We start from the raw sequence: 26,568 nt of genomic DNA, 5'->3' as shown, positions 1-26,568 counted from the left end.
AGTTTCGAGTTTTGGAATGTAAAGTCTAGTATTCGTTTTCCTTGGATTTTGCAATATATACTTAGCATAATTCTTTCAGGCTCATAGTCAATACTAAATTATACTAAAGAGGGTATCCAGAAGTGTAATTTTGAAAGAGAATAATTAGTGAAAAATATATTTTTTGCGTATTTTTGTAAAGGTCAAAATGATTAATGTTAGATATCATTTTGGTAATTGTAGAAATACAATGGTGTACTTATTAAGTTAATTTCGGATTAATAAATTTTTTAACCCATAAAACTTTTAATAAAATGATTAAAGTAGGTATTAATGGTTTCGGACGTATTGGTCGTCTAGTTTTCCGTGCAGCTCAAGGTAGAAGTGATATTCAAATTGTTGGTATCAATGACCTTATCGATGTAGAATACATGGCTTACATGCTACGTTATGATACTATCCACGGAAGATTCAACGGAACTGTTGAAATTAAAGACGGTAAATTAGTTGTTAACGGTAATGCTATCCGCGTAACTGCTGAGAGAAATCCTGCTGACCTAAAATGGAGTGATGTTGGTGCTGAGTATGTTGTTGAATCAACAGGTCTTTTCCTAGATAAAGCAAGCGCTCAAGGTCACATTACTGCTGGTGCTAAATATGTAGTTATGTCTGCTCCATCAAAAGACGATACCCCTATGTTCGTTTGCGGTGTAAATGATAGCAAATATGTAAAAGGAACTCAATTTGTTTCTAATGCATCTTGTACTACTAACTGTTTGGCTCCTATCGCTAAAGTATTGAATGACAAATTCGGTATCGTAGAAGCGTTAATGACTACAGTACACGCTACAACTGCAACTCAAAAAACAGTTGATGGTCCTTCAGCTAAAGACTGGAGAGGTGGACGTGCTGCTGCTGGTAACATTATCCCTTCTTCTACAGGTGCAGCTAAAGCTGTAGGTAAAGTAATTCCTGAATTGAATGGCAAACTTACTGGTATGGCATTCCGTGTTCCAACTTTGGACGTTTCAGTTGTTGACTTAACTGCTCGCTTAGCTAAAGAAGCTACTTATGCTGAAATCTGTGCTGCAATGAAATCTGCTGCTGATGGCGAATTGAAAGGTATCCTTGGATATACTGACGAAGAAGTTGTTTCTTCTGACTTTATCGGTGATGCTCGTACTTCAATTTTCGATGCAAAAGCTGGTATCCAATTGAGCCCAACATTTGTGAAAGTTGTTAGCTGGTATGACAATGAGTGGGGTTATTCAAACAAAGTTCTTGAACTAGTTGCTAGAATGGCTAAAGTTAATGCTTAATTAAATTAAGTATCTTATAGATATTAAAAAGCCGAGATTCCTAAAGGAGTCTCGGCTTTTTCTTTTGAAGTATAGCTTGATGTTTTATTTTTTGATCTCTCTCAATTCAAGGTCATAAACTCCGGCAGAGAGTTGTATTGTTTTTTCTCCTTCTATATTCTCTGGAAGATATAATGTGGCTGAACTGTTAGCAGGAATTACCAGATGATAAAGTATCTGTTTATCTGTACGTTTCCACGATGATACAATTTCGCCATAGGGAGAAGTATGCTTTGCCTCGAATTGATTGAGTGCCTTTACAAAATTAGGGCGAAGTTGTATGTGTTTAAATCCTGCCTTATTCTCATCCGGGAATAAACCTCCAAGAGCTCTGTACATCCAAGCATTGATATCGCCGAACATAATATGATTCATAGAAATGTCATTTTCTGCATCTATGTTCCAATTTTCGTATAATGTAGTTGCTCCGTTTACAATCCACCAACCCCATGAAGGATATGTTTCTTGTGATGCAATAGTATACGCTGCTTCTGCGTACCCATTTTCAGAGAGAGCATTTAATAAAGCTTTAGCTCCTAAAATACCGGTATCAATGTGAAAATTATCTTCTTCTACTTTTTTGTAAAGATTGGCTGCAACTTTCGACTTGAGCTTCTCTGGAACTATTCCAAAATAGAGAGGTGCAGCTAGTTCGGTTTGTGATCCCGAACAATATATACCGGTTTTGGTATTCAAGAACTTCTTATTTATAGCATTGCGTATCTTATGAGCCAAACGTGTGTAATGCTCATGGTCTCGTTTCTTTCCGAATATCTTAGCAGCATTGGCTAGTATTGTTACATCCTTATAATAGTACAGAGATGACGTCAGTTCCTTATTACTAATTGTTTTTACAGGAACCCAATCACCGAGCCCCCAATCAGTAGTTCCATGAGGACTGATAGATGCTATATGATCTACATATAACTTGATGTTGCCATACATTTTGTGAAGTAAGCGACTATCACCATAGAATAGATATATTTGCCAAGGAATGATGCCTACAGCGCTAGTCCAGTCAGGACCATTTCCCCAGTCGTATCCCCAACCATGAGTCGGCACTATACTTGGTAATACTCCATTTGACTTTTGTTCATCTTTGAAATCATTCATCCATTTCTCATAAATAGTGATGGCATCAAAACTATATAAGCCTGTTTCTATGGCAATGTGAGAATCGCCTGTCCATCCGTTTTTTTCTCGCTGAGGACAATCAGTCGGATAGCCAAATAAATTCGACAAATATGAGTTGTTAGTGGCTTCCCATATTTTATTCAAAGTAGGGTTCGATGATTTAATACTCCCTATCTGGGGAACATCACTGTGCATTTCTAAAGCCGTTATGCTTTCTTTATTCAAGTCTATTGGTTTTGAAGAGGTAACTTCTACATACTGAAAACCTTTATAGTTGAATTTGGGTGAGAATGTTTCTTTAATTCCTCCTCCTTTTAAAATAAAGATATCTGTTTGGAAAGGATCACTATCATCAGTTGGGCGATAATGAACATCTATATTAGACATATCAGCTCTTCCATCAGGATAGAGACGTTCAGTGTGTCTTATACGTATCTCTGTGTCCTTATCTCCTTGAACACGTATCTCTATAACTCCTGCAATATTTTTAGCAAAACTAAAGACATAGCAAGTGTCATTCCTTTTATCTACTTTGATTGGTTCTAATCGTTCAGTTACACGTATTGGATGTAATTGTTGGCTTGTAATCAGTTTTGAAGGAGCGTCTACAACAACTGCAGTTTGCCAGTCAGTAGTATTCAGACTGGGCATATTCCAATCCTCTATTTCTTTACGAGCATCGTAGTGTTCTGCTGTATAAATACTATTAAATATAATAGGGCTCTCATGAATTCTCCAAGTACTATCAGACGCAATTGTGTCGGTCGTTCCATCTTCATAGTTAATTCTTATATTAACAAGGAAGCGAGGTCGGTTACGCCAATGAGCTTTATCAAAATCCCATACAGCTGTTGACTGATGATTGTACCATCCATTACCGAGTATAACACCAAAAGTGTTGTCTCCTGCCTGTAATAATGAAGTTATATCAAGAGTTGAATACAAATTTCGTTTATCGAATCGGGTGTACATAGGATCTAACATGCGATCGCCCGCCTTAAGTCCGTTTACAGAGAGCTCGTATAATCCAGCTGCTGTTATATAAGCTCTTGCCGATTTGACTACTTTATCCTTACTAATATTTGTATCTTTCCTGAAATAGAAAGTTGGTTTATAATCTACATCTTGTCCATCAGATATCCATTTTCCCTGCCAGTTTTTAGAGGTCATCAATCCCGTTTCAAAAGAGGTAATATCCGAAGGGTTAGATTGATTAGCCTTCCCATTCCATGTAGTTACTCTCCAATAATATTTAGTAAATGGATTTAACGTCTGACCTTTGTAAGCAACCAGACAACTGTCTGAATCAATTTTGCCCGAATCCCATATTTCAGCTTTGTTGTTGGAAAGCTTTAGAGAATCAGTACTAACCATTATTTGATAGGCACTCTGTGCAAGTTCTGTTTGTGCTACTCTCCAACTCAAGCGAGGAGAAGTACAATCTATGCCTAAAGGTTTTTCTAAATATTCGCATTGCAAATTTGTTGGAGGATCAGTCTTTTTTGTACAAGATACCAAGGATGTACTAAGTATGATAAAATATATGAGAAGATTTTTCATCCTGCTATGTAGGGGTGTTAAGTTATATAATTAAGTAATTACATTCTTTATTATTCGAAGGTAATCATAATTATAATTTTTCAAATAATCATTGTAGTAAAAAAGAAAAGAGCATTTGATAATTTCAAATACTCTTTCTATTCTATTGTTTGAGGACTGTTTCAGTTCATAATACTTCTAAGTGATAAATAGGCTATGACCTTATTTACTCAAAGCAGATGCTCCGCCGATTATATCTAGTAACTGATTTGTAATAGCTGCCTGACGATTCTTATTATACTCAATCGTCAAATCACCTACTAATTCTTCAGCATTATCTGTCGCAATCTGCATAGCAAGACTACGTGCAGCATTTTCCGAAGCATTAGAGTCTAATAAAGCCGCAAACAGATTCGATGCTAATACCTTTGGAATAAGATGTGATAAAAGCTCTCCCTTCTCAGGTTCTAAAATATAATCAGTTGTCTGATTGATGTTTGAAGCCCCAGAGTCAAGATTAGCTTTCTCTATAGCTCCTTTCAAATCAAAAGGCAGATACACATTACTTTTAATTTGTTGAACGCCCATCGATTTGAAGTGTGTATAAACTAATATAATCTGATCTATCTCTTTAGATAAGAACTTATCTACAAGCTCCTTCGATATTTGTAATATTGGAGGAAAAGCAGGCCTATCTGTTATCTGTTGAAATGTAGAATTACTTTCAATCGCTAAATTAGATTTTCTAGCAAAATCTGCAATCTTTTTTCCAAAAGGATAAACTATGATATTTTCTTTTCCTACTATCTTAGCACATTGAGATGCGACCGAAGAAAATTCTTTAACAACATTCGCATTGAAACCTCCACACAAACTAGAGTTAGAAGAGAAAGCCACAATGGCTATTTTCCTAATTTCTCTTTCTTGTGCATAAACAGAATCAATACTGCTGTCAGAAGCCAAAAGATTGGTCAGAATCTCATTCAATTTGGTAGAGTAGGGTAGAAAAGAGTTTATTGCCTGTTGAGACTTTCGCAACTTTGCTGTTGCAATCATCTTCATGGCCGAAGTTATTTTCTTCGTGCTTTTTACCGAATCTATCCTATCTTTTACTTCCTTCAATGATGCCATAGCTCAATTATTTTTTGTATTTGCCTGAAATTTCTTCGGCAACCTTTTCGATGATAGCTGTTACGCTCTCATTTATAACTCCTTTTCTAAGAACGTCCAATACAGTCTCTTTGTATTGCATTTCCAATATTTGAAGGAAATCCGACTCAAATTCGTGAACCTTATCTACAGGTACATTATTCAACAGACCATTAGTTCCGCAATATAATATAGCAATCTGTTTTTCAACAGGTACCGGAGAATATTGAGGTTGAACCAATAATGCAGCATTCTTTTGTCCTTTATCTATGGTCAATGCCGTAATTGGATCCATATCTCCACCAAACTTAGTAAATGCTTCAAGTTCACGATACTGAGCTTGGTCGATTTTCAAAGTTCCCGCTACTTTTTTCATAGCTTTAGTTTGAGCACTACCACCCACACGAGAAACCGAAATACCTACGTCAATTGCAGGACGATAACCTGAGTTGAAGAGGTCAATATCCAAAAATATCTGACCATCGGTAATAGAGATTACGTTAGTCGGAATATATGCAGATACGTCACCGGCTTGAGTTTCGATAATTGGAAGTGCTGTTAGGGAACCTCCACCTTTTACTCTGCCTTTCAAACTTTCAGGTAAATCATTCATTTGCTCGGCCACCTCTTGCTGATCGATAATCTTAGCAGCACGTTCCAGTAGACGAGAGTGTAGATAGAAAATATCTCCCGGATATGCTTCACGACCCGGAGGTCTTTTCAATAGCAACGAAACTTCACGATAAGCAACCGCTTGTTTCGACAAGTCATCATAAACCACTAAAGCATGACGACCGGTATCTCTAAAGTATTCACCAATCGCAGCTCCTGAGAACGCTCCGAAATACTGCATTGCAGCAGGTTCGGCAGCTGTTGCTGCAATGATAATTGTATATTCTAATGCACCTTTTTCTTTCAGAGTTTCAACAATGTTGGCTACAGAAGAAGCTTTCTGACCAATTGCAACATAAATACAGTATACAGGATCTCCTGCATCGTAATTTGCCTTTTGGCTAATAATAGCATCAATTGCAATTGCAGTTTTCCCTGTTTGACGGTCACCAATAATTAACTCACGTTGCCCTCTACCAATTGGAATCATGGCATCAATAGCCTTAAGACCGGTTTGTAAAGGTTGAGTTACTGGTTGACGGTAAATAACTCCCGGAGCTTTACGTTCCAGAGGCATTTCCAACAGTTCACCTGTTATATCTCCTTTTCCATCGATAGGTTCTCCTAGTGGTGTAATAACACGACCTAGTAATCCGTCACCGACTTTAATTGAAGCAATAAGGCCTGTTCTTTTGACGTTGAAGCCTTCCTTAATCTGACTACTTGATCCAAGTAATACTGCTCCGACATTATCTTCTTCGAGATTCATCACAACAGCTTTTACTCCATTGTCGAACTCTAATAATTCATTGGCTTCTGCGTTATTGAGACCATAGATGCGAGCTACTCCGTCTCCTACCGAAAGGACAACGCCTACCTCGTCTAATTGAATACGGTTGTCAATCCCATCCAACTGCATCTTCAACACATCAGAAACCTCACTAGCTTTTATATTTTCAGACATATTTATTTCCTTGTATTAAGGTCTCAGACCTATTTTATTGCTTTGGTGGACATTGTAACCAAAGCCTGTTACAACATAAGGTTACTATGCAATTTTTTTATTCTTACTCATCAATTGACTCTTTATTCTAGTCAATTGAGAAGCCACACTGGCATCAAGTCTATAAGTACCAATATATAAAATAAAACCACCGCCTAGTTTAGGATTCACTTCGGTTACAAACTCAATTGTACCCTCTTCTTTATCTTGAACCAGTTGCTTAATTTTATTTATAGTAGTATCATCGACAGGACATGCCGTTACTAATTTTCCGACACTTATATTCTTATATTTCCTGTATAAATCTAAGTATACTAAACTGATCGTTTGCAGATGGTTTTCTCTTCTCTGATGCAATACCAATTGGATAAACCGAACAAATACATCGCTCACCTTTTCACCGGCAGCAAGTTTTATAAGTTCCAGTTTTTCCCTTGTACTCAGTACAGGATTATCTAGTGTTGCCCGAAGTTGTGGCCTACTGGCTAAGGTTTCGGAGAGAATCTTCATTTCTGAAAATATTATATCCTCCGCTTTATTTTCCAAAGCATAGCTAAACAAAGCTCGTGCATAACGCATAGATACCATTCCTGAATTCATAATATATTAAGATTTAGATACCATACTTTCGTCAATCAAACGGTCTATCATAGCCATTTGCTCAGTATTGCTATTCAGATTGTTGCGGATTATTTTTTCAGCAATGTCTACCGAAAGGCCTGCAACTTGGCGACGTATGTCTTTTATTGCATCCTCTTTTTCGAGTCTCATTTGCTTTCTAAGTTCCTCCAATTCTTTCAATCCTTCGGCACGAGCCAATTCTTTCGATTCGTTGATTATACGTGTTCTGGTGCTTTCAGCATCTTTTAAGATTTTCACCTGCTCTTCACGGGCTGAAGCTAATATAGCTTCGCTTTGTTCTTTTATATGAGCCAATTGTTTATTGGCTTCTTTGGCTGCATCTAAAGATTTTTCGATGTACGCATTGCGATCCTCGACCATCTTTGTAATAATGGGAAAACCGAATTTTGCCAATACGGCAAAAACAATCCCAAAAGATAGAAACATCCAAAATAAAAGACCGGCTTCAGGTTGTAAAAGCATAATTTTTTAATTTAATTATTTATAGGATAAATCCACAAACTACTACAGCAAATAGAGCCACACCTTCAATTAGGGCTGCTGCAATAATCATAGACATACGAATATCCCCACTAGCTTCGGGTTGACGAGCAATACCTTCCATTGCAGAAGCACCAATTTTACCGATACCCAGACCTGCACCGATAGCTGCTAAACCTGCTCCTAGAGCTGCACCGAAACCTGTAAGTCCTGCACCAGCTTCAGCTGCTGCTTGTAGAATAGTTGATAGTAACATAATTTTATTCTTTTAGTTATTTAATTATTTGTTTTCTATTTTGATACTAAGTAATGTTTATATACTTATTTCTATATTTTGTAATTGATTCTTTATCTTATTAATATACTCTCCAAAACTCTAAAAAGGTCTATTACCTTAATCGTGTTTTTTAGCGTGATGTGGTTCCACTTGTGCTAGACCTATAAATACGGCTGATAACATAGTGAATACGTATGCTTGGATATAAGCTACCAAGATTTCAACAAAGCTGATAAATATTGTCAAGACTACAGACACCACAGTCATTGAAGCATTGATTCCGGTTCCAAGTTTCACCGTAACAAAGATCAGACATACCAACCCTAAAACGATGGAGTGACCTGCCAAAATATTTGCGAAAAGACGAATCATTAATGCAAATGGTTTTGTGAATACACCCACAAGTTCAATAGCTGGCATGATAGGAATTGGAATCTTTAACCATGTTGGTACATCAGGCCAGAATATTTCTTTCCAATACTCTTTAGTCCCGAAGATATTTACAATAACCAGAGTAAATAATGCTAACACAAAAGTGACTGCTATATTACCTGTTACAGTAGCCCCGAAAGGAAAAATTGGAATTAACCCCGCTATATTATTGATGAAGATAAAAAAGAAAGTTGTCAACAAATAAGGTGCAAATTTCTTGTAGTTTTTGCCCACACATGGTTTTATAATATCATCATTCACACTCATGATAAACATTTCCATGAATCCTATAAAGCCTTTAGGGGCTTTAGGATTTTCTGCTGTAGAATTCTTTTTATACCATCCTGCAACAGACATTATAAGAACAAGAGTTATTATGCTGCAAACAATTAAAGCAAAGGCATTTTTTGTGATAGATATATCCCATGGTCTTATTTCTTCACCTGATGCATTCTTTTCTACAATCTTCCCTTTATAGTCGCCCTCTTGAGCAATGTAGAAGCCTTTGTATGCAGCGTGTCCATGATCGAATCTGGCTGATGAGAATACATTCCATCCACTGTTTTCGCCTTTTACTATGACTGGAAGTGAAACGACAATCTGATGATCTCCCCAAGTTGTAATATGCCACTGGTAAGAATCTGCAAGGTGATCAAGAATTAATTCTTTAACATTCAAGCTTTTTTCACCTTCTAAAGAATGCTCCTCAGACGATGCGTAAGAAGACGTACTTCCTATCACAAATAAGCATACCAGTACAAATATGTATTTTAATCGGCTATTCATTGCTACTATTTTTTTCTTTGATACGCTTCTCTATCTTCATAAAGATGAATGTTTCGGCGATCAGGTATAATAAATAAAATAATATAAAAACAGCTACAAAAGCTTTGATGTTTTCTTTCACCGTAAGCACATACACAGTAACAAAGATCAGTGAAGTAATAACTTTTATGACTTTGGTTAGCATATACATGTTCACTAACTGTTTTTTATCTTTCTTCTGACTACATTTTTCGACCAGAGATACTACCAATGATTCTATTATCAGATAAAATATGGCAAGACCTACAAACCAATTCCAATCAAATGTGGGCAAAAAATAGGACAGACCAACTCCAATGCAACCACTGATTATGAGACCGAAGGCAATTATAGATATAATTAGTTTTGTTTTGAATATATTCATAAATTATTCTACGCAAACGGTAACTATATTTTTTTTGACTTCAACGAACCCACTTTCGATGACTACTTTCAGAGGTGAACCTTTTTCTATTTCGTATGAAATTTCACCTTTATGCAAAGAAGATATAAGTGGAGCATGATCGGGTAATATGCTAAACTCTCCCTCTGTTCCCGGTAGTTTTACGGATAAAACTGTTCCTTGAAACAACATCTTTTCGGGTGAAACTATCTTTAATTGTAATTCTTTCATTGCTTATAAATAACATTAAATGTTTATTGCTGTATTTTATAATTAAAACTGCCTTTGGCTATTACACCCAGTCACAGCAATAAACAAGGTCTGCTACCTCTTTAGGTTATTAACCTTTAGAAGCTTGAGCCATTAGTTTTTTACCTTTCTCAATAGCTTCTTCAATTGTTCCTACATTTAAGAATGCTTGTTCGGGTAGGTTATCTACCTCGCCGTCAAGTATCATTTGGAATCCTTTGATTGTATCTTTAATATCTACAATTACTCCAGGAACTCCTGTAAACTGAGTAGCCACGTTAAATGGTTGAGATAAGAAACGTTGTACACGTCTTGCTCTGTTTACTGTTTGGCGGTCTTCATCCGAAAGCTCTTCCATACCTAATATGGAGATAATATCTTGAAGTTCTTTATTTCTCTGTAATATTTGTTTTACACGCTGTGCAACATCATAATGATCTTGTCCAACCACATTTGGATCTAAGCTGCGTGATGTTGAATCCAAAGGATCCACTGCAGGATAAATACCAAGTTCGGTAATCTTACGACTTAATACTGTTGTTGCATCCAAGTGAGAGAATGTTGTTGCAGGAGCAGGGTCAGTCAAGTCATCCGCAGGCACATAAACTGCCTGAACAGATGTGATAGATCCGTTCTTAGTAGAAGTAATACGCTCTTGCATAGCTCCCATCTCTGTAGAAAGGGTAGGTTGGTAACCCACAGCTGAAGGCATACGACCTAATAGTGCTGATACCTCAGAACCTGCTTGCGTAAAACGGAAGATATTATCAATAAAGAATAATATATCTTTTGGTGCACCATCTTCGTGGTCTGCATCACGGAACGATTCCGCAACAGTTAGTCCCGAAAGAGCTACTGACGAACGTGCCCCAGGAGGTTCGTTCATCTGTCCGAACACGAGCGATATTTGTGATTTTTCAAGTTCCTTAGGATCTACTTTAGATAAATCCCAATGACCTTCTTCCATACTTTTCTTAAATTCGTCACCATAACGAACAACGTTCGATTCGATCATTTCTCGTAGTAAGTCATTACCTTCACGAGTACGCTCTCCAACTCCGGCAAATACCGAATATCCGTTGTGTTTTTTAGCAATATTATTGATAAGCTCCATAATTAATACAGTCTTACCAACTCCTGCTCCACCAAAAAGACCAACTTTACCCCCTTTTGCATAAGGTGCTAATAAGTCAATAACCTTTATCCCTGTAAATAGTACATCACGAGAGGTTATAAGATCTTCAAATTTAGGTGGTTCTCTATGTATAGGTAACCCTCCTGAATTATCAAGAGTTTCCATTCCGTCAATAGCTTCTCCTACCACATTTAGTAAGCGACCCTTTACTTGATTACCAATTGGAACAGTTATAGCCTTACCGGTTGCAATAACATCAAGATTTCGTCTTAAACCGTCCGTACTATCCATTGCAACACCACGAATAGTGTTTTCTCCAATATGTTGTTGCACTTCAATAATTAAAACTTTACCGTTGGGTCTTTGAACGTGTAATGCTTCATATATCTGGGGTAAGTTTGGTGCTGAACCTTCTTTTTGCTCAAAATAGACATCCACCACTGGACCTATGACCTGAGATATACGACCTACTAATTGTGACATAATTATATATTTTTTATTTTTTCTCTTCAATAAGTTTACTGTGCAGGGTCTTTGCTGACGGGTGTGTCAGAAAAGCGATGTTCGCAGTAAAACGCAACAACAATTTATTATTTTTATGCTTTCCAGGTTATCCAATATTTCTTCTTTAAGAAATACGAGTCTTTACAATCAATAACAGTATTTAATAACTTTCATCCTTTATCCGTGCATTGCAATAATGTTATTTCCGTAAGGGGCGAAATATTATATTATTACTATCTGTTTGCGATGATTGTTGAAGCAAATATAGCCAATATTTCATTTTTAAGTTTTATTTTTGTGGGAAAAATAAGTGTACTTACTATTTTTTAAGTATAAATTAACAATATGCTTTTAATACAATTTATAAAATGGGTAGAGTCTTAATTATTGGAGCAGGTGGTGTGGGCACTGTAGTGGTGCACAAGGTCGCTCAAAATCCGGAAGTATTTACAGAAGTAATGCTTGCTAGCCGCACCAAGTCGAAATGTGATGCTATTGCCCAAACTATTGGGGGTGGTAAAATTCAAACAGCTCAGGTGGATGCTGATAATGTAGAGGATTTGATCAGATTATTCAATTCGTTTAAACCCGAGTTGGTAATAAATGTAGCCCTTCCATATCAGGATTTGACTATTATGGATGCTTGTTTGGCATGTAGAGTTAATTATTTAGATACAGCCAATTATGAGCCTAAAGATGAAGCTAAATACGAATATAGCTGGCAGTGGGCTTATCAAGATAAATTTAAAGAAGCTGGTTTAACTGCAATTTTAGGTTGTGGATTCGATCCGGGAGTAACAAGTGTTTTTACTGCTTATGCAGCAAAACATCATTTTGATGAGCTACATACATTAGATATTGTAGACTGTAATGCTGGGGATCACGGAAAGGCTTTTGCAACTAACTTTAATCCGGAAATCAATATTCGTGAGGTTACTCAAAAAGGAAAATATTGGGAAAATGGAGAATGGGTGGAGACTGAGCCACACGAAATTCATAAACCATTGAATTATCCAAATATCGGTGCAAAAGAGTCGTATGTGATTTACCACGAAGAATTAGAATCGTTGGTGAAAAACTTCCCTACTTTGAAACGTGCTCGTTTTTGGATGACTTTCGGACAAGAGTATTTGACTCACTTACGTGTAATTCAGAATATAGGAATGGCTCGTATTGACCCTATTATATATAATGGTGTTGAAATTGTTCCTATTCAGTTCTTGAAAGCTGTATTACCTGATCCGGGAGAGCTTGGAGAAAACTATACTGGCGAAACATCTATAGGTTGTCGTATCACAGGTATAAAGGACGGAAAAGAACGCACCTATTATATATATAACAACTGCTCGCATGAAGCTGCATTCAGAGAAACAGGTATGCAAGGTGTGAGCTATACAACAGGTGTACCTGCAATGATTGGAGCAATGATGTTCTTTAAAGGCATTTGGCGCAAACCGGGAGTATTTAATGTAGAAGAATTTAATCCTGATCCATTCATGGAACAATTGAATATACATGGATTGCCTTGGCATGAATTGTTTGATATCGATTTAGAAATGTAATATCTCAATTATATCAAAAAATAAAAAGACTCGGAGTAATTACCCCGAGTCTTTTTATTGTATAAACTAATTTTAAACTTATCTTATTCATGTTTTTTATTCGTCCCTTATTATCCTTTAGTTTCAAGGTAAACAACATGAGTCCTTAAGTATTCTTCTAAACCGTGTTTGCCGTCAGCACCACCAATGCCCGATTTTCGGCATCCTGCGTGAAACCCTTGCATTGCTTCGAAGTTTTCGCGGTTGATGTATGTTTCGCCGAATTTAAGAGTTCTTACGAGTTTAAATGCAGTATCTAAGTTTTGAGTATAAACCGAAGAGGTTAGACCGAACTCTGAGTCATTTGCCCAAGCGATAGCATCATTAATGTCGGAGAATTCAACAATCGGAAGTACAGGCCCAAATGTTTCTTCTTGAATAATATCCATTTTATTGGTAACTCCGTCAAGTACTGTTGGCTCAAAGAAATATCCTTTGTCGCCTATGCGTTTACCTCCACAAACTAATTTAGCACCTTGTTTGATTGCTTTATCTACTTTCTCCTGAACCGATTTTAAAGCATTGGCTTCTACTAATGGACCCATATCTAGGTCTTGAATCTTATTCGGGTCTCCCACTTTTACGGCTTTCATTCCTGCAACTAGCTTAGTCATGAATGCTTCCTTCACGTTTTTGTGTACATAAACACGTTCAGCACAATTGCAAACTTGTCCAGTATTGATGACTCTCGAAGCTATAATTGCTTTAACTGCTAAATCAAGATCGGCATCGTCCATTACAATTGCAGGAGCTTTTCCTCCTAACTCGAGAGATACTTTTGTAATATTGGGTGCGGCAGCAGTCATCGTTTGTTGTCCCGCAGATACACTACCTGTAAGACTTACCATTCCTACTTTAGGGTTAGCTGCCAATTCGTGACCTATTACAGAACCTCGTCCATTCACCAAATTGAAAACACCTTTTGGTACCCCGGCTTCCTCTACTATCTGCGCAAAGATATATGCATTGATAGGTGTTAATTGACTTGGTTTTACAACTATTGTATTTCCGGTAACAAGTGCAGGAGCAGCTTTACGTGCAATGAGGAAAAATGGGAAATTCCAAGGTAAAATACCTGTTGTTACTCCAATTGCTTTTTTGAATAAGAATATATTTTCGTTAGGGCGATCGCTTTGAATAATTTCACCTTCATAGCGGTGAGCCCATCCTGCCATATATTCGAGGTAGTCGGCAGTAAATAATGTTTCTACATTGGCTAAGCCTTGAGTTTTACCACCTTCTTGTACAATAATATCTGTTATTTCTTTTTCTCTTTTGCGGATGCCGGCAGCAATTTTAAGTAGGTAACTGGCTCTTTCAACAGCAGGAATTTTTTCCCATTGGTCTTGAGCTGCATCTGCTGCATCAATTGCTTTTTTTGTATCATCCAATGTGCCATCAGGCATACGAGCGATAACTTCTTCTGTTGAGGGGTTTAGGACATCAATCCATTTTCCGGAAGTATTTTCGATGAATTTACCATCGATAAACATTTTTAATTCTTTCATGGCGTTACGAATAGTATTTTTAATTGGTTAAAGATTATTAGCCTTAAATTGTGATAAGTAGCTGTAATCCCAAAAATATGAAAATACTTTAGACTTCCGGCACGAAAGAATGCGAAAAAAACAAAAAAAAGACTCTTGCTTTTGTCCTTTCGACTGTGTTAAATGGATTCAGTTGATCTCTTTTTCAGAAAGTAGGCTGTCGGGTTCTCCGATAGTTTCGGGAGATATGTTCTCGCTAACACCCTTCTTTTTCCTAGAACAGTAAATAAAAGACCATATTAATCCAATAATACTAACAAAAAGTAAAAGATGTATGCCACCTCCTGCATTTTTTAGTTTAAACATCTTGGAGCTGATGAAGTAAACATACATATATAGAGAAACAAATATCCCCAAAGCTGAGGTGAAGAGCAAAATGAAATTGGCTGTACGATATTTTATTTTAAATAGGAATGTTGCCGATAGTAAACCTAGTAACGGTACAATATAAAAGACATACGCCAGATGTGGTGAGTCTTTTTTTGAGAAGAACATTATCGTATTCGATATTTTAGTAGTCTTTTTATAGAGTGAAGGTAGATCCCAACCTGTAACGATAAGTTTGCCCCAACTAATCCAAGTAAGAGAAAAAGCAACAAGGATGAATATTATAATAATAGTCTCGAATCTGAGTAAAGAAGTATATTTTGATTTCATGAATAAGCCGTTTTTAATTCGGGCTCAAAAGTATGTAAGAGTTGTAAATCCTGCAACAAAAAAACTGCTATTTTAATGAGTCCTTTTTTTATTTTTTAATATAAAGCAATTATATTTGTGGTGTGATAAATACTCGGGAAATGGTGTCTTCCTTAACCAACCGCCTTGAACAAGCTGATGACGCCTTATTATTAGATATTAATATATTTAATTTATAAGGTATGAAGCTATTAAATAAAGAAACAAACCCATTTTCTGTGCGAAAAATCAGAATTCGATTTCTACTACTCCTTAGAAATTTTCCTGCGATATTATATATTCTTAAATGGATATTGATTACTGCGATTATCGGTGTCTGTATTGGATCGGCTTCGGCTCTGTTTTTACACTCTTTGGACTTCGTAACCAATTATAGAGAATCACATATCTGGATTATATCATTGCTCCCGATAGCAGGTCTGATTATTGGGTTGCTTTACCACTATTATGGTAAAGAAGCCAATGCTGGAAATAATCTATTGATTGACACCATTCACAAGCCCGAAAAGAGAATTCCTTTTCGAATGGCTCCTTTAGTCTTTTTGGGAACGGTAGTCACTCACTTGTTTGGAGGTTCTGCCGGACGCGAAGGTACAGCTATTCAGATGGCAGGGGCTATTGCAGATGTGTTTCGTAAGCCTTTTCGGTTAACAGCCCAAGATAGCCGTATTTTGCTTGTTGCAGCTACTGCTGCCGGATTTGGTTCTGTCTTTGGAACACCTTTTGCCGGTGCAATCTTTGGTCTTGAATTTTATTTAATAGGCAGATTAAGGTATAATGCGCTGCTTCCTGCTCTTTTGGCTTCGGTTATTGCTGATTGGGTAACGAAGGCTTGGCAGGCAGAGCATACGCATTATACAATTTCTTTTGTTCCGGATATTTCCCCTCTCAATTTATTGTACACAATTCTTGCAGGTATTGCATTCGGACTTTGTGCTGTCCTTTTCAGTAAAGGAATTCATTATGTGACGAATGTTTTTAAAACAAAAATAAAATATCCGCCTCTTCGACCTTTTATTGGTGGTATAATTGTAATTATTGCTGTTTGGGCAATTGATACTACCGATTATATCGGGTTAGGCATTCCTATTATTGTAGATTCGTTCGATAATCAATTGGAGCCTTATGCTTTTCTCCTGAAAATAGCATTTACAATAGTAACCCTTGCCGCAGGTTTTAAAGGTGGTGAGGTTACCCCCCTGTTTTTTATAGGTGCTGCATTGGGAAATGCACTCTCATTATTTATTCCACTACCTATGGATCTGTTGGCGGGAATAGGATTTGTAGCGATTTTTGCCGGAGCTACTAACACGCCTATTGCTTGCTCTATAATGGCTATCGAGTTGTTTGGTGGCGGGTGTGGCGTATATGCTGCAATTGCATGTGTTGTTTCTTATTTAATATCTGGACATACAGGTATTTATGGAAAGCAAATGGTAGGCGAGCCCAAGTATGGCAAGTATCTACATGAGAAAGGTAGTCGCTTGGACGAAATAAAGCGCTGAGGAATATATTTGAAGAGTGAATTTTGACCATAGTTTCGTCTAAAAAAGTTACTTTTGTAAAAAATAAAACAAATTATATGATACAATCGATGACAGGATTTGGCAAAGCAACAGCCGAATTATCAAATAAGAAAATTACTGTTGAGGTTAAATCTTTGAATAGTAAACAACTAGACTTGTCTGTGCGTATTCCAAGTGTTTATAAAGAGCAAGAGTTGAATGTGCGTAGCCTGATAGCACGTCGCCTTGAGCGAGGTAAAGTTGATTTTGCTATTTATATTGAAAACACAAGTAAAGAAACTACATCGCAAATTAATCAAAATGTACTTGAAGCATATTATAACCAGATAAAAAATTCTTCTGAAAAGCTAGGAGTAGCTGTCCCTGCAGATTGGTTTCAAGTATTATTGAGACTGCCTGATGTGCTGAAATATGAAGCTCAGGAAGCTGACGAAGAAGAATGGAAAGTGGTATCTGAAACTATAAATAAAGCATTAGATCAACTTGTAGAATTTAGAAAACAAGAAGGTAAAATGTTGGAAGATTTATTCATTCAGAAGGTTACTAATATCAGTACTCTTATGACAGATATAGAACCTTTTGAAGCGGAGAGAGTTGAAAAGGTAAAAAACCGAATCATCGAAGCCCTTCAAAAAATTGAGAATTTTGACTATGATAAAAATCGTTTCGAGCAAGAAATGATTTATTATATTGAAAAACTTGATATTAATGAGGAAAAAGTACGCTTAAGAAATCACCTTAAATATTTCCTTGAAACATTGAACGATACTTCGGGACAAGGTAAAAAACTAGGATTTATTACTCAGGAGATGGGGCGTGAAATAAACACAACAGGTTCTAAAGCAAATCATGTTCAGATGCAGCAAATAGTTGTTCAGATGAAGGATGAATTAGAGCAGATTAAAGAGCAGGTGCTTAACGTGCTCTAAATTTTTAGATGTAGTTGCGAAATTGTAAAAGTAAGGGCAAGTATATATACAATGTTATCTCGGTAATCGCTATAAGTTGTATTTATACTTGCCAAAATAATAAATAGGTCTAAAACCTTAGTGTAAATTTTAATGGGTAAACTTCTTATCTTCTCGGCACCTTCGGGCGCAGGAAAATCGACAATAGTAAATTATTTATTACAGCAGAATCTGAATCTTTCTTTTTCTATTTCGGCTACAAGTCGTCCTCCACGGGGGACCGAACAACATGGGGTAGAGTACTATTTTCTATCTCCGGATGAATTTAGAGAGAAGATAAAAAATAATGAATTTCTGGAATACGAAGAGGTTTACTCTGATAGGTATTATGGTACATTAAAATCAGAAGTTGAACGCATTATGAATAATGGCGGCAATGTAGTTTTTGATGTAGATGTAGTTGGAGGTTGTAATATTAAAAAGTATTATGGCGACAAAGCATTGTCTGTATTTGTTGAACCACCATCGATTGACGAACTTAAGGATAGATTAGAAAAAAGAGGTACAGATAGCCCCGAAGTAATAAAGGATAGAATAGAGAAAGCCGAATTTGAGATGACATTTGCTCCTCAATTTGATGTGGTTATTCATAACGAAGACCTGGAAGTTGCTAAAGCAGAGGCTTTGTCTGTAGTCTCTAAATTTTTGGAACAATGAAAGTCGGTATTTTCTCAGGGTCATTTAATCCGATTCATATCGGACATATGGTGTTAGCTAACTTCATCACCGAATTTACGGATATAGATGAAGTTTGGTTTTTGGTGACACCACAAAATCCACTGAAAGAGGATACTATTTTGTTAGATGAGAATACTCGTTTCGAGATGACAAAACTGGCATTGGCGGAATATCCTAAATTGAAAGCTTCTGATTTTGAGTTCTCTTTGCCAAAACCATCCTATACTATACATACTTTGGAGGCTTTGAGCGAAGTTTATCCCGAAAATACATTCGCCCTGATTATTGGAGCTGACAATTGGGAAGCATTTGATAGATGGAGGGATTTTGAAGAGATATTAGAGCAATATAGAATATATGTATACCCTCGATTTGGTTATCGTATTTCTATCTCTAAGAAATTGAAGGATAGAGTTGAAGCTCTTAATTCTCCCGTTATAGAAATCTCATCTACCTTTATAAGAGAGGCTTTGATTAAAGGTAAAAATATGCATGCATTTTTACCCGAAAATGTACATAAGTATATCATTGAAAAAGGCTTATACCTGTAAAGCATAATTGTTGTTTCGGGTAGTTCTAGCTTTTAAATAAGAATAATAAAAGGTCTGAGACCTTAAAATATAAAATTATGGATTTCAATACATCTTTATTCAACGATTTGCAATCACGTAAAGAACGCCTTCAAAACGAAATGCAAAAAAGTGGAGTAGATGCTTGTATCCTGACAACAGGGGTTAATGTATTTTACGTAGCCGGATCTATCTATAATGGATATTTCTATTTGCCTGCTGAGGGAGAAGCATTCCATTTTCTAAAAAGAACTACTGAGGCGGTTTTAGAAAATGCAATATTTATTCGCAAACCAGAACAAATTGTAGAAGAATTAGAAAAACACGGACTTACTTTACCCAAGAAAGTATTATTGGAAGTTGATACGCTATCTTTTACAGAATGTAGCCGACTGATTTCTTCTCTTCAAATTACTGAAACCGTAAATGCTTCGGTATTGCTACGTCAATTACGTTCCGTAAAATCGGAGTTCGAAATATCTCAAGTAAGAGAATGTGCTAAAAAGCATGTTGAAGTTTACAAGCAAATACCTCGCCTATATAAAAAAGGAATGACCGACCTCGAATTACAATTCGAAATCGAACATCTTATGCGTAAACATGGTTCTTTAGGTATATTCAGAAGTTACGGTGCTAACATGGATATATATATGGGAAGTTTACTAGTGGGTGAAAATGCTGAAAGTCCATCTCCATTTGATTTTGCTTTAGGTGGAAAGGGTGGAAACCCCATACTTCCCCTTGGCGCTTGTGGTGAAGCCATAAAGCAAGGTAATGCAATTATGGTAGATATGGCTGGCAACTATGGTGCTTGGATGACAGATATGACTCGTGTTTTTTCTGTGGGAAAACTTTCGGATTTGGCTTATAAAGCACATGAAGTTTCGAGAGAGATACATGAAATTATCAAGCAGAATACTAAACAAGGAACAGCTTGTGCCGACCTCTATAATACAGCAATGGATCTGGTGAAAAAGAACGATCTCGAAGCTTATTTTATGGGGACAAAGCTACAAGCTAAGTTTGTAGGACATGGAGTTGGTCTCGAAATAAATGAACCTCCTGTACTTACACCTCGTTCGAAAGAAGTTTTTGTAAGCAATACTGTTTTTGCACTTGAACCCAAATTTGTAATTCCAAATGTAGGGGCAGTAGGTGTAGAAAATACTTATTTAGTACATGACGATAGTATTGAGAATCTTACAGTTTTAGAGGAAAGTATAATCGATCTGGAAAAATAAAAGTCTGTGTTAATTAAGTAAATGAAAGTATTTAATGATATGCTTTCTGATTATAACAGTCTATCGCTGTTGCATACCAAATAAGAAAATAGGTCAGAGATCTTAAGATATGGGAAAAACGATAAATATTAAGGGCGAATTACTGGATCTATCCACTCCTGTTGTGATGGGGATACTTAATATTACTCCTGATTCTTTTTATGAAAGAAGTCGCAAACAAAATGTGGCTGACATATTAAAGAGGGTAGAGGAGATACTTCTTCAAGGGGGTACAATGGTTGATATAGGTGCGCAATCTACGCGCCCTTCATCTCAATTTCTCACTTCAGAAGAAGAGATAGACCGTCTATCACCAGCTTTGTCTGCGATCAATAAAGAGTTTCCCGAAGTTGTTTTGTCTGTAGATACTTTTTATGCAGATGTTGCCAGAATCTGTGTGAAAGATTATAATGTGGCAATTGTTAATGATATTTCAGGCGGTGAGCTCGATTCTCAAATGTTTCAAACTGTTGCTGACCTTCAAGTACCCTATATTTTGATGCATATGCGGGGAACTCCTCAAACAATGCAACAATTGAATAAATACAACGATTTAGTTCCTGATATTGCTTATTATTTCTCAGAAAAAGTAGCCCATTTGCATCGGTTAGGGGTGAATGATATTATACTCGATCCCGGTTTTGGATTCTCAAAAGACGTCCCTCAAAATTACGAATTGATGCGTCATTTGAATTTCTTTGAAAATTTTGAATTACCTTTGCTTGTAGGCATATCTAGGAAAACGATGATAACCAAGTTCCTTGAAGTCTCATCTTCTCAGGCTCTTAATGGTACATCTGTACTGAATACATATGCTTTAATGAATGGGGCTAATATCTTACGGGTACATGACGTAAAGGAAGCTTGTGAGGCTATTAAGATAGTTGAACAATTGAAAGATTAGGTTTCAATCTTATTTATTATATTGGCTAGAGCAATACCTAAAATTGTTGTAATTATCAAAATATGACAATAAATATTTAACGTTACTTAGCATTGGAAAATTTCGGAATAAAAGACATTATAGATATTCTGCTGGTTGCATTCGTTATGTATCAGTTGTATAATCTTGTCAAAAAATCGGGAACTACCACTATCTTTAAGGGTATCATTGCATTTATTATACTTTGGATTCTTATAGCCCATGTGCTGCAAATGAGACTTATGGGAGCTATTCTCAATAAGTTTGTAAGCATCGGGATGTTCGTTATAATTATCCTCTTTCAGGACGAAATTCGGCGGTTCCTTATGACTTTGGGTGCTAATAGTGTATTCAGATCATTGGTGAAACTCTTCGGAGGAAAAAGTAAAGATACAGGAAGCAATGCTTTTGTGACTCCAATTGTTTTGGCATGTATGAATATGTCGAAATCTTATACGGGGGCTCTTATTGTTATAGAACAAGAAATGTCATTGGGGCTTTACGAGCAAACCGGAGAATATATAAATGCTGATATAAGCACACGTTTAATAGAGAATATCTTTTTCAAGAATAGTCCACTTCACGATGGAGCTATGATTATTTCCAAAGGAAAAATAAAGGCTGCAGGATGCATACTTCCAGTATCTCAAAATCCTAATTTACCCAAACAGTTTGGTCTTAGACATAGAGCAGGATTGGGTATAAGTCAGGAAACTGATGCGCAGGTAATAACCGTTTCGGAAGAAAGGGGTAAAATCTCATTCATGAGCAGAGGACACATATATCCTAATATAACCCCTGAGAAATTGCAGGAGTTGTTAAATCAGCCTGTTGAAACTGCTGAAAAATCGGAACGAGTACATAAATAAAAGGATACAAATAGAAGTTCAATTTTAATGACACATTTTAAAATCTGAACTTACAATTATAGTCACACTTAACTTAAAAGTAAAAAAGGTTTTAAACCTTAAATTAGGATTTTTTGGGAAACCGAAAGTAATAATTTCCCTAACTTTACATCGAAAATATAATCTAAAGGAAATTTATAATGAAGAAATATATAATACTGGCAATCTCCGCTATCTGTGTATGTTCGTTAGGAGTTATTCTTCTGTCAACTTCTGAAGCGACACTAGAGGAGCGTAAGAATCCTAAAGTGCTGGCTATGACAACATCCATAGATATTCCTGAGGAGGTAAGTTTTGCCGGGGAGAAATTAAAATTAGATCGCTATGATCTTCATGAACGTTTCGATCGCGAAATAAATAGTTTCGCATATTTGCATTCTACTACACTTCTACTTATAAAAAGAGCTAATCGTATATTCCCTATTATAGATCCAATCTTGAAAGAGAACGGTATACCCGAAGATTTTAGGTATTTGGCTGTAATAGAAAGTTCACTCGATCCTAGAGCCGTATCATCTGCTAAAGCATCAGGCTTGTGGCAGTTAATGCCTGCTACGGGAACTCAATTTGGATTGGAAGTATCTAGCGAGGTAGACGAACGATACTCTATTGAAAAATCTACATTAGCAGCATGTAAGTATCTGAATAGTGCTTATCGGAAATATGGAAACTGGTCGAGTGTTGCCATGTCATATAATGCAGGTATGGGACGTATTAGTGGAGAGCTAGATAAACAACAAGCGGAGGATAGTGTAGATTTATGGTTGGTAGAAGAGACTTCTCGTTACTATTTCAGAATGTTGGCTATCAAATGTATTTTCGAAAATCCATATAAATATGGTTATGTAATATCTGCTGAGCATCTTTACAAACCAATTAAATTTAAATCGGTTGAAGTTTCGGAAAGTATACCCGACTTAGCTTCTTTTGCAAAAGACAATGGGGTAACTTATGCACAACTAAAAGATTTCAACTCTTGGCTACGAGACCGAAAATTGACTATCACGGCTAAAAAGCCAAGCACATATACCATTCTTATACCCGATAGCGAATCGCTTTACTACAAAAGGGGCGAAAAAGTAAAAGTGTATGATAAAAGATGGATTACAGAATAATGTTCAAAAGGTATTTTATATTAGATAAAATACCTTTGATGTATTATTTCTGGGAAGGTGAGAAACTTTCATATTATAATTTATTGGGCAAATAATCATTTGCCCTGCAATTTTTTAATAACAAATAGGTCAGGTGACCTTAAAAGGAGCGTTTAGGATAAAATAATGGATCAGAAAGTTGAAGAAACTGAATTAATATCTGTATACGGTGCACGTGTACATAATCTAAAAAATATTGATGTTGATATTCCCCGTAATTCGCTAGTCGTTATTACTGGATTGAGTGGCAGCGGAAAATCATCCCTAGCTTTCGATACAATATTTGCAGAAGGACAACGACGTTATATAGAAACATTTTCGGCATATGCCCGCAACTTCCTTGGCGGAATGGAGCGTCCCGATGTGGATAAGATAACGGGGTTGAGTCCGGTTATCTCGATTGAACAAAAAACAACGAATCGTAACCCACGTTCTACGGTTGGAACAACGACCGAAATATATGACTTCTTACGACTTTTGTATGCAAGAGCCGGAGATGCGTATTCGTACCTGACGGGCGAAAAAATGGTAAAGTATACTGAAGATCAGATACTCGAGCTTATCTTAACTCGTTATCTGGGTAAGAAAATATACATCTTAGCCCCTGTTGTAAGAAATCGTAAAGGACATTATAAAGAACTTTTCGAACAAATCAGAAAGAAGGGCTATTTAAATGTACGTATTGATGGCGAAATCCGTGAGATTCTACCGGGAATGCGTGTTGACCGTTACAAGAATCACAGTATTGAAATTCTTGTAGATAAGATGGCTGTCTCTAATAAATTTGCTGATCAATTAAAGAACAGTGTTAGAGTTGCTATGAAGCAAGGTGAGGGGTTAATCATGATTCAGGATGTTGAGTCGGGAGAAGTTCGTCATTATAGTAGCCAGTTGATGTGCCCTAGTTCGGGTTTATCTTATGGAGAACCTGCTCCACATAATTTTTCGTTCAATTCTCCTTTTGGCGCATGTCCTAAATGTAAAGGTTTGGGAGTTGTCAATCAGATCGATATGGATAAGATTGTGCCGAAACCCGACCAAAGTATACATGCCGGAGGTATAGCTCCTTTGGGTAAGTATAAAAACTCTTTATTTTTCTGGCAGATCGAAGCTATTTGTGAAAAATATGGTGTAACGATAAAAACGCCTATCAAAAATATTCCTGCGGAGGCTTTAGACGAAATAATGTTTGGAACGGATGAGAAACTCGAAATAAAAAACGAGACTCTGGGAGGTTCTACTTATAGCGTTACATTCGAAGGTGTTGCAAAATACATTAATATGCAACAGGAGAGTGAAGCTTCTGCAACGGCTCAGAAATGGGCAAACCAATTTATAAAGACTACCACTTGTCCTGATTGTAAAGGGCAACGTCTCAATATAGAAGCTCTGCATTATAAGATCAATGAGAGAAATATTGCCGAATTGTCGGTTATGGATATCCAAGAACTTTATGATTGGATACAGACCATGGATGAGCATATCTCGGAAAAGCAAAGATTTATAGCAGAAGAGATCAAAAAAGAAATTCTTTCGCGATTGACTTTCTTGTTGGATGTTGGATTGAGCTATTTGTCTCTTAATAGAGCATCTGCTTCCTTGTCGGGAGGCGAAAGCCAGCGTATACGATTGGCCACTCAAATTGGGTCGCAGCTTGTAAATGTACTTTATATTCTTGATGAGCCTAGTATTGGTCTTCATCAAAGAGATAATGTGAGACTGATTAAATCATTGAAGAAATTACGTGATTCGGGCAACTCAGTAGTTGTAGTAGAGCATGATAAAGATATGATGCTCGAAGCGGATTACATTATTGATATGGGACCTTTTGCAGGTCGAAGAGGGGGCGAAGTCGTTTTTGCAGGAACTCCACAAGAAATGCTAAAAGCTGATACGATGACTTCAGACTATCTGAATGAACGTAAAATGATAGAAGTACCTAAGAAAAGGAAAAAAGGAAACGGACATTCTATTGAATTAAAAGGTGCAACAGGTAATAATCTCAAATCAGTAGATATAAAAATACCTTTGGGAACACTCACTTGTGTTACCGGAGTATCGGGTAGTGGTAAATCGAGTTTGCTTAATGGGACTTTGTTACCAATACTTAGCCAACACTTTTTCAGGTCATTGGCAGATCCTCTTCCATATAAGTCTTTCAAAGGAATGGAATTTGTGGATAAAGTGATCAGTGTAGACCAATCTCCCATTGGGCGGACGCCTCGTTCTAATCCGGCTACCTATACAGGAATATTCTCAGATATTAGAAACTTATTTGTAAGCCTCCCCGAAGCCAAAATCAGAGGCTATAAGCCTGGTAGGTTTTCCTTTAACATAAAAGGAGGGCGTTGCGAAACGTGTGGGGGAAATGGATACAAGACAATTGAAATGAACTTTTTGCCAGATGTGTTTGTTCCATGTGAGGATTGTCACGGTAAGCGTTATAATAGAGAAACTCTAGAGGTTAGATTTAAAGGAAAATCTATTGCCGATGTTTTGAATATGACCATTAATGCGGCAGTTGAGTTCTTTGAGAATACTCCAAATATTTTACATAAAATAAAAGTCCTGCAAGATGTAGGTTTGGGCTATATTAAGCTAGGGCAACCGTCGACCACTCTTTCAGGAGGGGAATCGCAACGGGTTAAACTGGCTACCGAACTGGCTCGAACCGATACCGGTAATACTATTTATATTTTAGATGAACCAACTACGGGACTTCATTTTGAGGATATAAGAGTTTTGCTGACTGTATTAAATCAACTTGTTGACAGGGGGAATACCGTAATTGTAATTGAGCATAATTTAGATATAATTAAATGTGCCGATTACATTATTGATATGGGACCTGAGGGCGGTTCTGGCGGTGGAATGTTAATGATGCAGGGTACACCTGAAGAATTAGTGAAAAAAAACATAGGAATTACGTCAGAATTTCTTAAATTAGAGTTAAAAATGTAAAAAAAGAGATTTTTGTGAGATAAATAACAAAAAACAGATTAAATTTGCTCTTGAATTA

At 36.6% G+C, this 26,568-nt stretch carries 23 protein-coding genes and 1 riboswitch; of the genes, 11 read left to right on the top strand and 12 right to left on the bottom strand.

Annotated features, from left to right (window positions below; genetic code table 11):
- Window positions 1-293 precede the first annotated feature (293 nt).
- On the top strand, window positions 294-1,298 hold the full coding sequence (gene gap / locus HGC4_RS00540) for a type I glyceraldehyde-3-phosphate dehydrogenase (protein ID WP_050708164.1): 1,005 nt from the start codon (window positions 294-296) through the stop codon (window positions 1,296-1,298).
- 84 nt (window positions 1,299-1,382) lie between these two features.
- Here gap and HGC4_RS00535 read toward each other — a convergent pair whose 3' ends face one another.
- The 10 genes from HGC4_RS00535 to atpD form a co-directional block, all read right to left on the bottom strand.
- Entirely contained in the window at window positions 1,383-4,031 is a 2,649-nt protein-coding gene (locus HGC4_RS00535; protein ID WP_050708163.1) for a glycoside hydrolase family 78 protein, read from the bottom strand.
- Window positions 4,032-4,232: 201 nt separating this feature from the next.
- Window positions 4,233-5,141, bottom strand: a complete 909-nt coding sequence (gene atpG, locus HGC4_RS00530) for an ATP synthase F1 subunit gamma (RefSeq protein ID WP_050708162.1) — start codon at window positions 5,139-5,141, stop codon at window positions 4,233-4,235.
- 7 nt (window positions 5,142-5,148) lie between these two features.
- A complete protein-coding gene (atpA, locus tag HGC4_RS00525) occupies window positions 5,149-6,735 on the bottom strand; it encodes a F0F1 ATP synthase subunit alpha (protein ID WP_050708161.1) in 1,587 nt (528 codons plus the stop codon).
- Between the two features lie 84 nt (window positions 6,736-6,819).
- Window positions 6,820-7,374: a F0F1 ATP synthase subunit delta gene (locus HGC4_RS00520; RefSeq protein WP_050708160.1), complete on the bottom strand. Its 555-nt coding sequence runs from the start codon at window positions 7,372-7,374 to the stop codon at window positions 6,820-6,822.
- Window positions 7,375-7,380: 6 nt separating this feature from the next.
- Window positions 7,381-7,881 carry a F0F1 ATP synthase subunit B gene (gene atpF, locus HGC4_RS00515; RefSeq protein WP_050708159.1) on the bottom strand — a complete coding sequence of 167 codons (501 nt, stop codon included), beginning with the start codon at window positions 7,879-7,881 and terminating at the stop codon, window positions 7,381-7,383.
- Between the two features lie 16 nt (window positions 7,882-7,897).
- Window positions 7,898-8,152: an ATP synthase F0 subunit C gene (gene atpE, locus HGC4_RS00510; protein ID WP_050708158.1), complete on the bottom strand. Its 255-nt coding sequence runs from the start codon at window positions 8,150-8,152 to the stop codon at window positions 7,898-7,900.
- A gap of 138 nt (window positions 8,153-8,290) precedes the next feature.
- A complete protein-coding gene (gene atpB / locus HGC4_RS00505) occupies window positions 8,291-9,391 on the bottom strand; it encodes a F0F1 ATP synthase subunit A (RefSeq protein WP_050708157.1) in 1,101 nt (366 codons plus the stop codon).
- On the bottom strand, window positions 9,384-9,794 hold the full coding sequence (locus HGC4_RS00500) for a hypothetical protein (RefSeq protein ID WP_050708156.1): 411 nt from the start codon (window positions 9,792-9,794) through the stop codon (window positions 9,384-9,386). The genes atpB and HGC4_RS00500 overlap by 8 nt, the downstream gene beginning before the upstream one ends.
- A gap of 3 nt (window positions 9,795-9,797) precedes the next feature.
- Window positions 9,798-10,043, bottom strand: coding sequence for an ATP synthase F1 subunit epsilon (gene atpC / locus HGC4_RS00495; protein WP_050708155.1), 246 nt, complete (start codon window positions 10,041-10,043; stop codon window positions 9,798-9,800).
- 109 nt (window positions 10,044-10,152) lie between these two features.
- Complete coding sequence (gene atpD / locus HGC4_RS00490) at window positions 10,153-11,679, bottom strand: F0F1 ATP synthase subunit beta (protein WP_050708154.1); 1,527 nt, start codon at window positions 11,677-11,679, stop codon at window positions 10,153-10,155.
- A gap of 389 nt (window positions 11,680-12,068) precedes the next feature.
- On the opposite strand from atpD, the gene HGC4_RS00485 reads away from it, so the two are divergent.
- Window positions 12,069-13,262: a saccharopine dehydrogenase family protein gene (locus tag HGC4_RS00485; RefSeq protein ID WP_050708153.1), complete on the top strand. Its 1,194-nt coding sequence runs from the start codon at window positions 12,069-12,071 to the stop codon at window positions 13,260-13,262.
- Window positions 13,263-13,372: 110 nt separating this feature from the next.
- On the opposite strand, the gene aldA is transcribed toward HGC4_RS00485, so the two are convergent.
- Together aldA and HGC4_RS00475 are read right to left on the bottom strand one after the other, a co-directional pair.
- A complete protein-coding gene (aldA, locus tag HGC4_RS00480; protein ID WP_050708152.1) occupies window positions 13,373-14,809 on the bottom strand; it encodes an aldehyde dehydrogenase in 1,437 nt (478 codons plus the stop codon).
- Window positions 14,810-14,977: 168 nt separating this feature from the next.
- A complete protein-coding gene (locus tag HGC4_RS00475; RefSeq protein WP_050708151.1) occupies window positions 14,978-15,505 on the bottom strand; it encodes a hypothetical protein in 528 nt (175 codons plus the stop codon).
- Window positions 15,506-15,632: 127 nt separating this feature from the next.
- Window positions 15,633-15,699: riboswitch (Fluoride riboswitch) on the top strand.
- A 27-nt stretch (window positions 15,700-15,726) separates the two neighbouring features.
- On the opposite strand from HGC4_RS00475, the gene HGC4_RS00470 reads away from it, so the two are divergent.
- The 9 genes from HGC4_RS00470 to uvrA all read left to right on the top strand — a co-directional run bounded on the left by HGC4_RS00470 (window position 15,727) and on the right by uvrA (window position 26,510).
- Window positions 15,727-17,049, top strand: coding sequence for a voltage-gated chloride channel family protein (locus HGC4_RS00470; RefSeq protein ID WP_185099927.1), 1,323 nt, complete (start codon window positions 15,727-15,729; stop codon window positions 17,047-17,049).
- A gap of 77 nt (window positions 17,050-17,126) precedes the next feature.
- Window positions 17,127-17,999: a YicC/YloC family endoribonuclease gene (locus HGC4_RS00465; RefSeq protein ID WP_050708150.1), complete on the top strand. Its 873-nt coding sequence runs from the start codon at window positions 17,127-17,129 to the stop codon at window positions 17,997-17,999.
- A 132-nt stretch (window positions 18,000-18,131) separates the two neighbouring features.
- Window positions 18,132-18,695, top strand: a complete 564-nt coding sequence (gene gmk / locus HGC4_RS00460; RefSeq protein WP_050708149.1) for a guanylate kinase — start codon at window positions 18,132-18,134, stop codon at window positions 18,693-18,695.
- Entirely contained in the window at window positions 18,692-19,267 is a 576-nt protein-coding gene (gene nadD / locus HGC4_RS00455) for a nicotinate (nicotinamide) nucleotide adenylyltransferase (protein ID WP_050708148.1), read from the top strand. Before gmk ends, nadD begins: the two co-directional genes overlap by 4 nt.
- A gap of 77 nt (window positions 19,268-19,344) precedes the next feature.
- On the top strand, window positions 19,345-20,526 hold the full coding sequence (locus HGC4_RS00450) for a M24 family metallopeptidase (protein WP_050708147.1): 1,182 nt from the start codon (window positions 19,345-19,347) through the stop codon (window positions 20,524-20,526).
- A gap of 109 nt (window positions 20,527-20,635) precedes the next feature.
- Window positions 20,636-21,469, top strand: coding sequence for a dihydropteroate synthase (folP, locus tag HGC4_RS00445; RefSeq protein ID WP_050708146.1), 834 nt, complete (start codon window positions 20,636-20,638; stop codon window positions 21,467-21,469).
- Window positions 21,470-21,561: 92 nt separating this feature from the next.
- On the top strand, window positions 21,562-22,356 hold the full coding sequence (gene cdaA, locus HGC4_RS00440) for a diadenylate cyclase CdaA (RefSeq protein ID WP_082204015.1): 795 nt from the start codon (window positions 21,562-21,564) through the stop codon (window positions 22,354-22,356).
- A gap of 179 nt (window positions 22,357-22,535) precedes the next feature.
- Window positions 22,536-23,510, top strand: coding sequence for a lytic transglycosylase domain-containing protein (locus HGC4_RS00435; RefSeq protein ID WP_050708145.1), 975 nt, complete (start codon window positions 22,536-22,538; stop codon window positions 23,508-23,510).
- A 165-nt stretch (window positions 23,511-23,675) separates the two neighbouring features.
- Window positions 23,676-26,510, top strand: a complete 2,835-nt coding sequence (gene uvrA, locus HGC4_RS00430) for an excinuclease ABC subunit UvrA (RefSeq protein ID WP_050708144.1) — start codon at window positions 23,676-23,678, stop codon at window positions 26,508-26,510.
- The last annotated feature ends 58 nt before the right edge of the window (window positions 26,511-26,568 follow it).

Origin of the sequence: Dysgonomonas sp. HGC4 (assembly GCF_001261715.1) — a bacterium.
GTDB lineage: Bacteria > Bacteroidota > Bacteroidia > Bacteroidales > Dysgonomonadaceae > Dysgonomonas_A.
The sequence above is the reverse complement of the archived record's forward strand: the minus strand, read 5'-3'. Positions and strand labels throughout refer to the sequence as shown.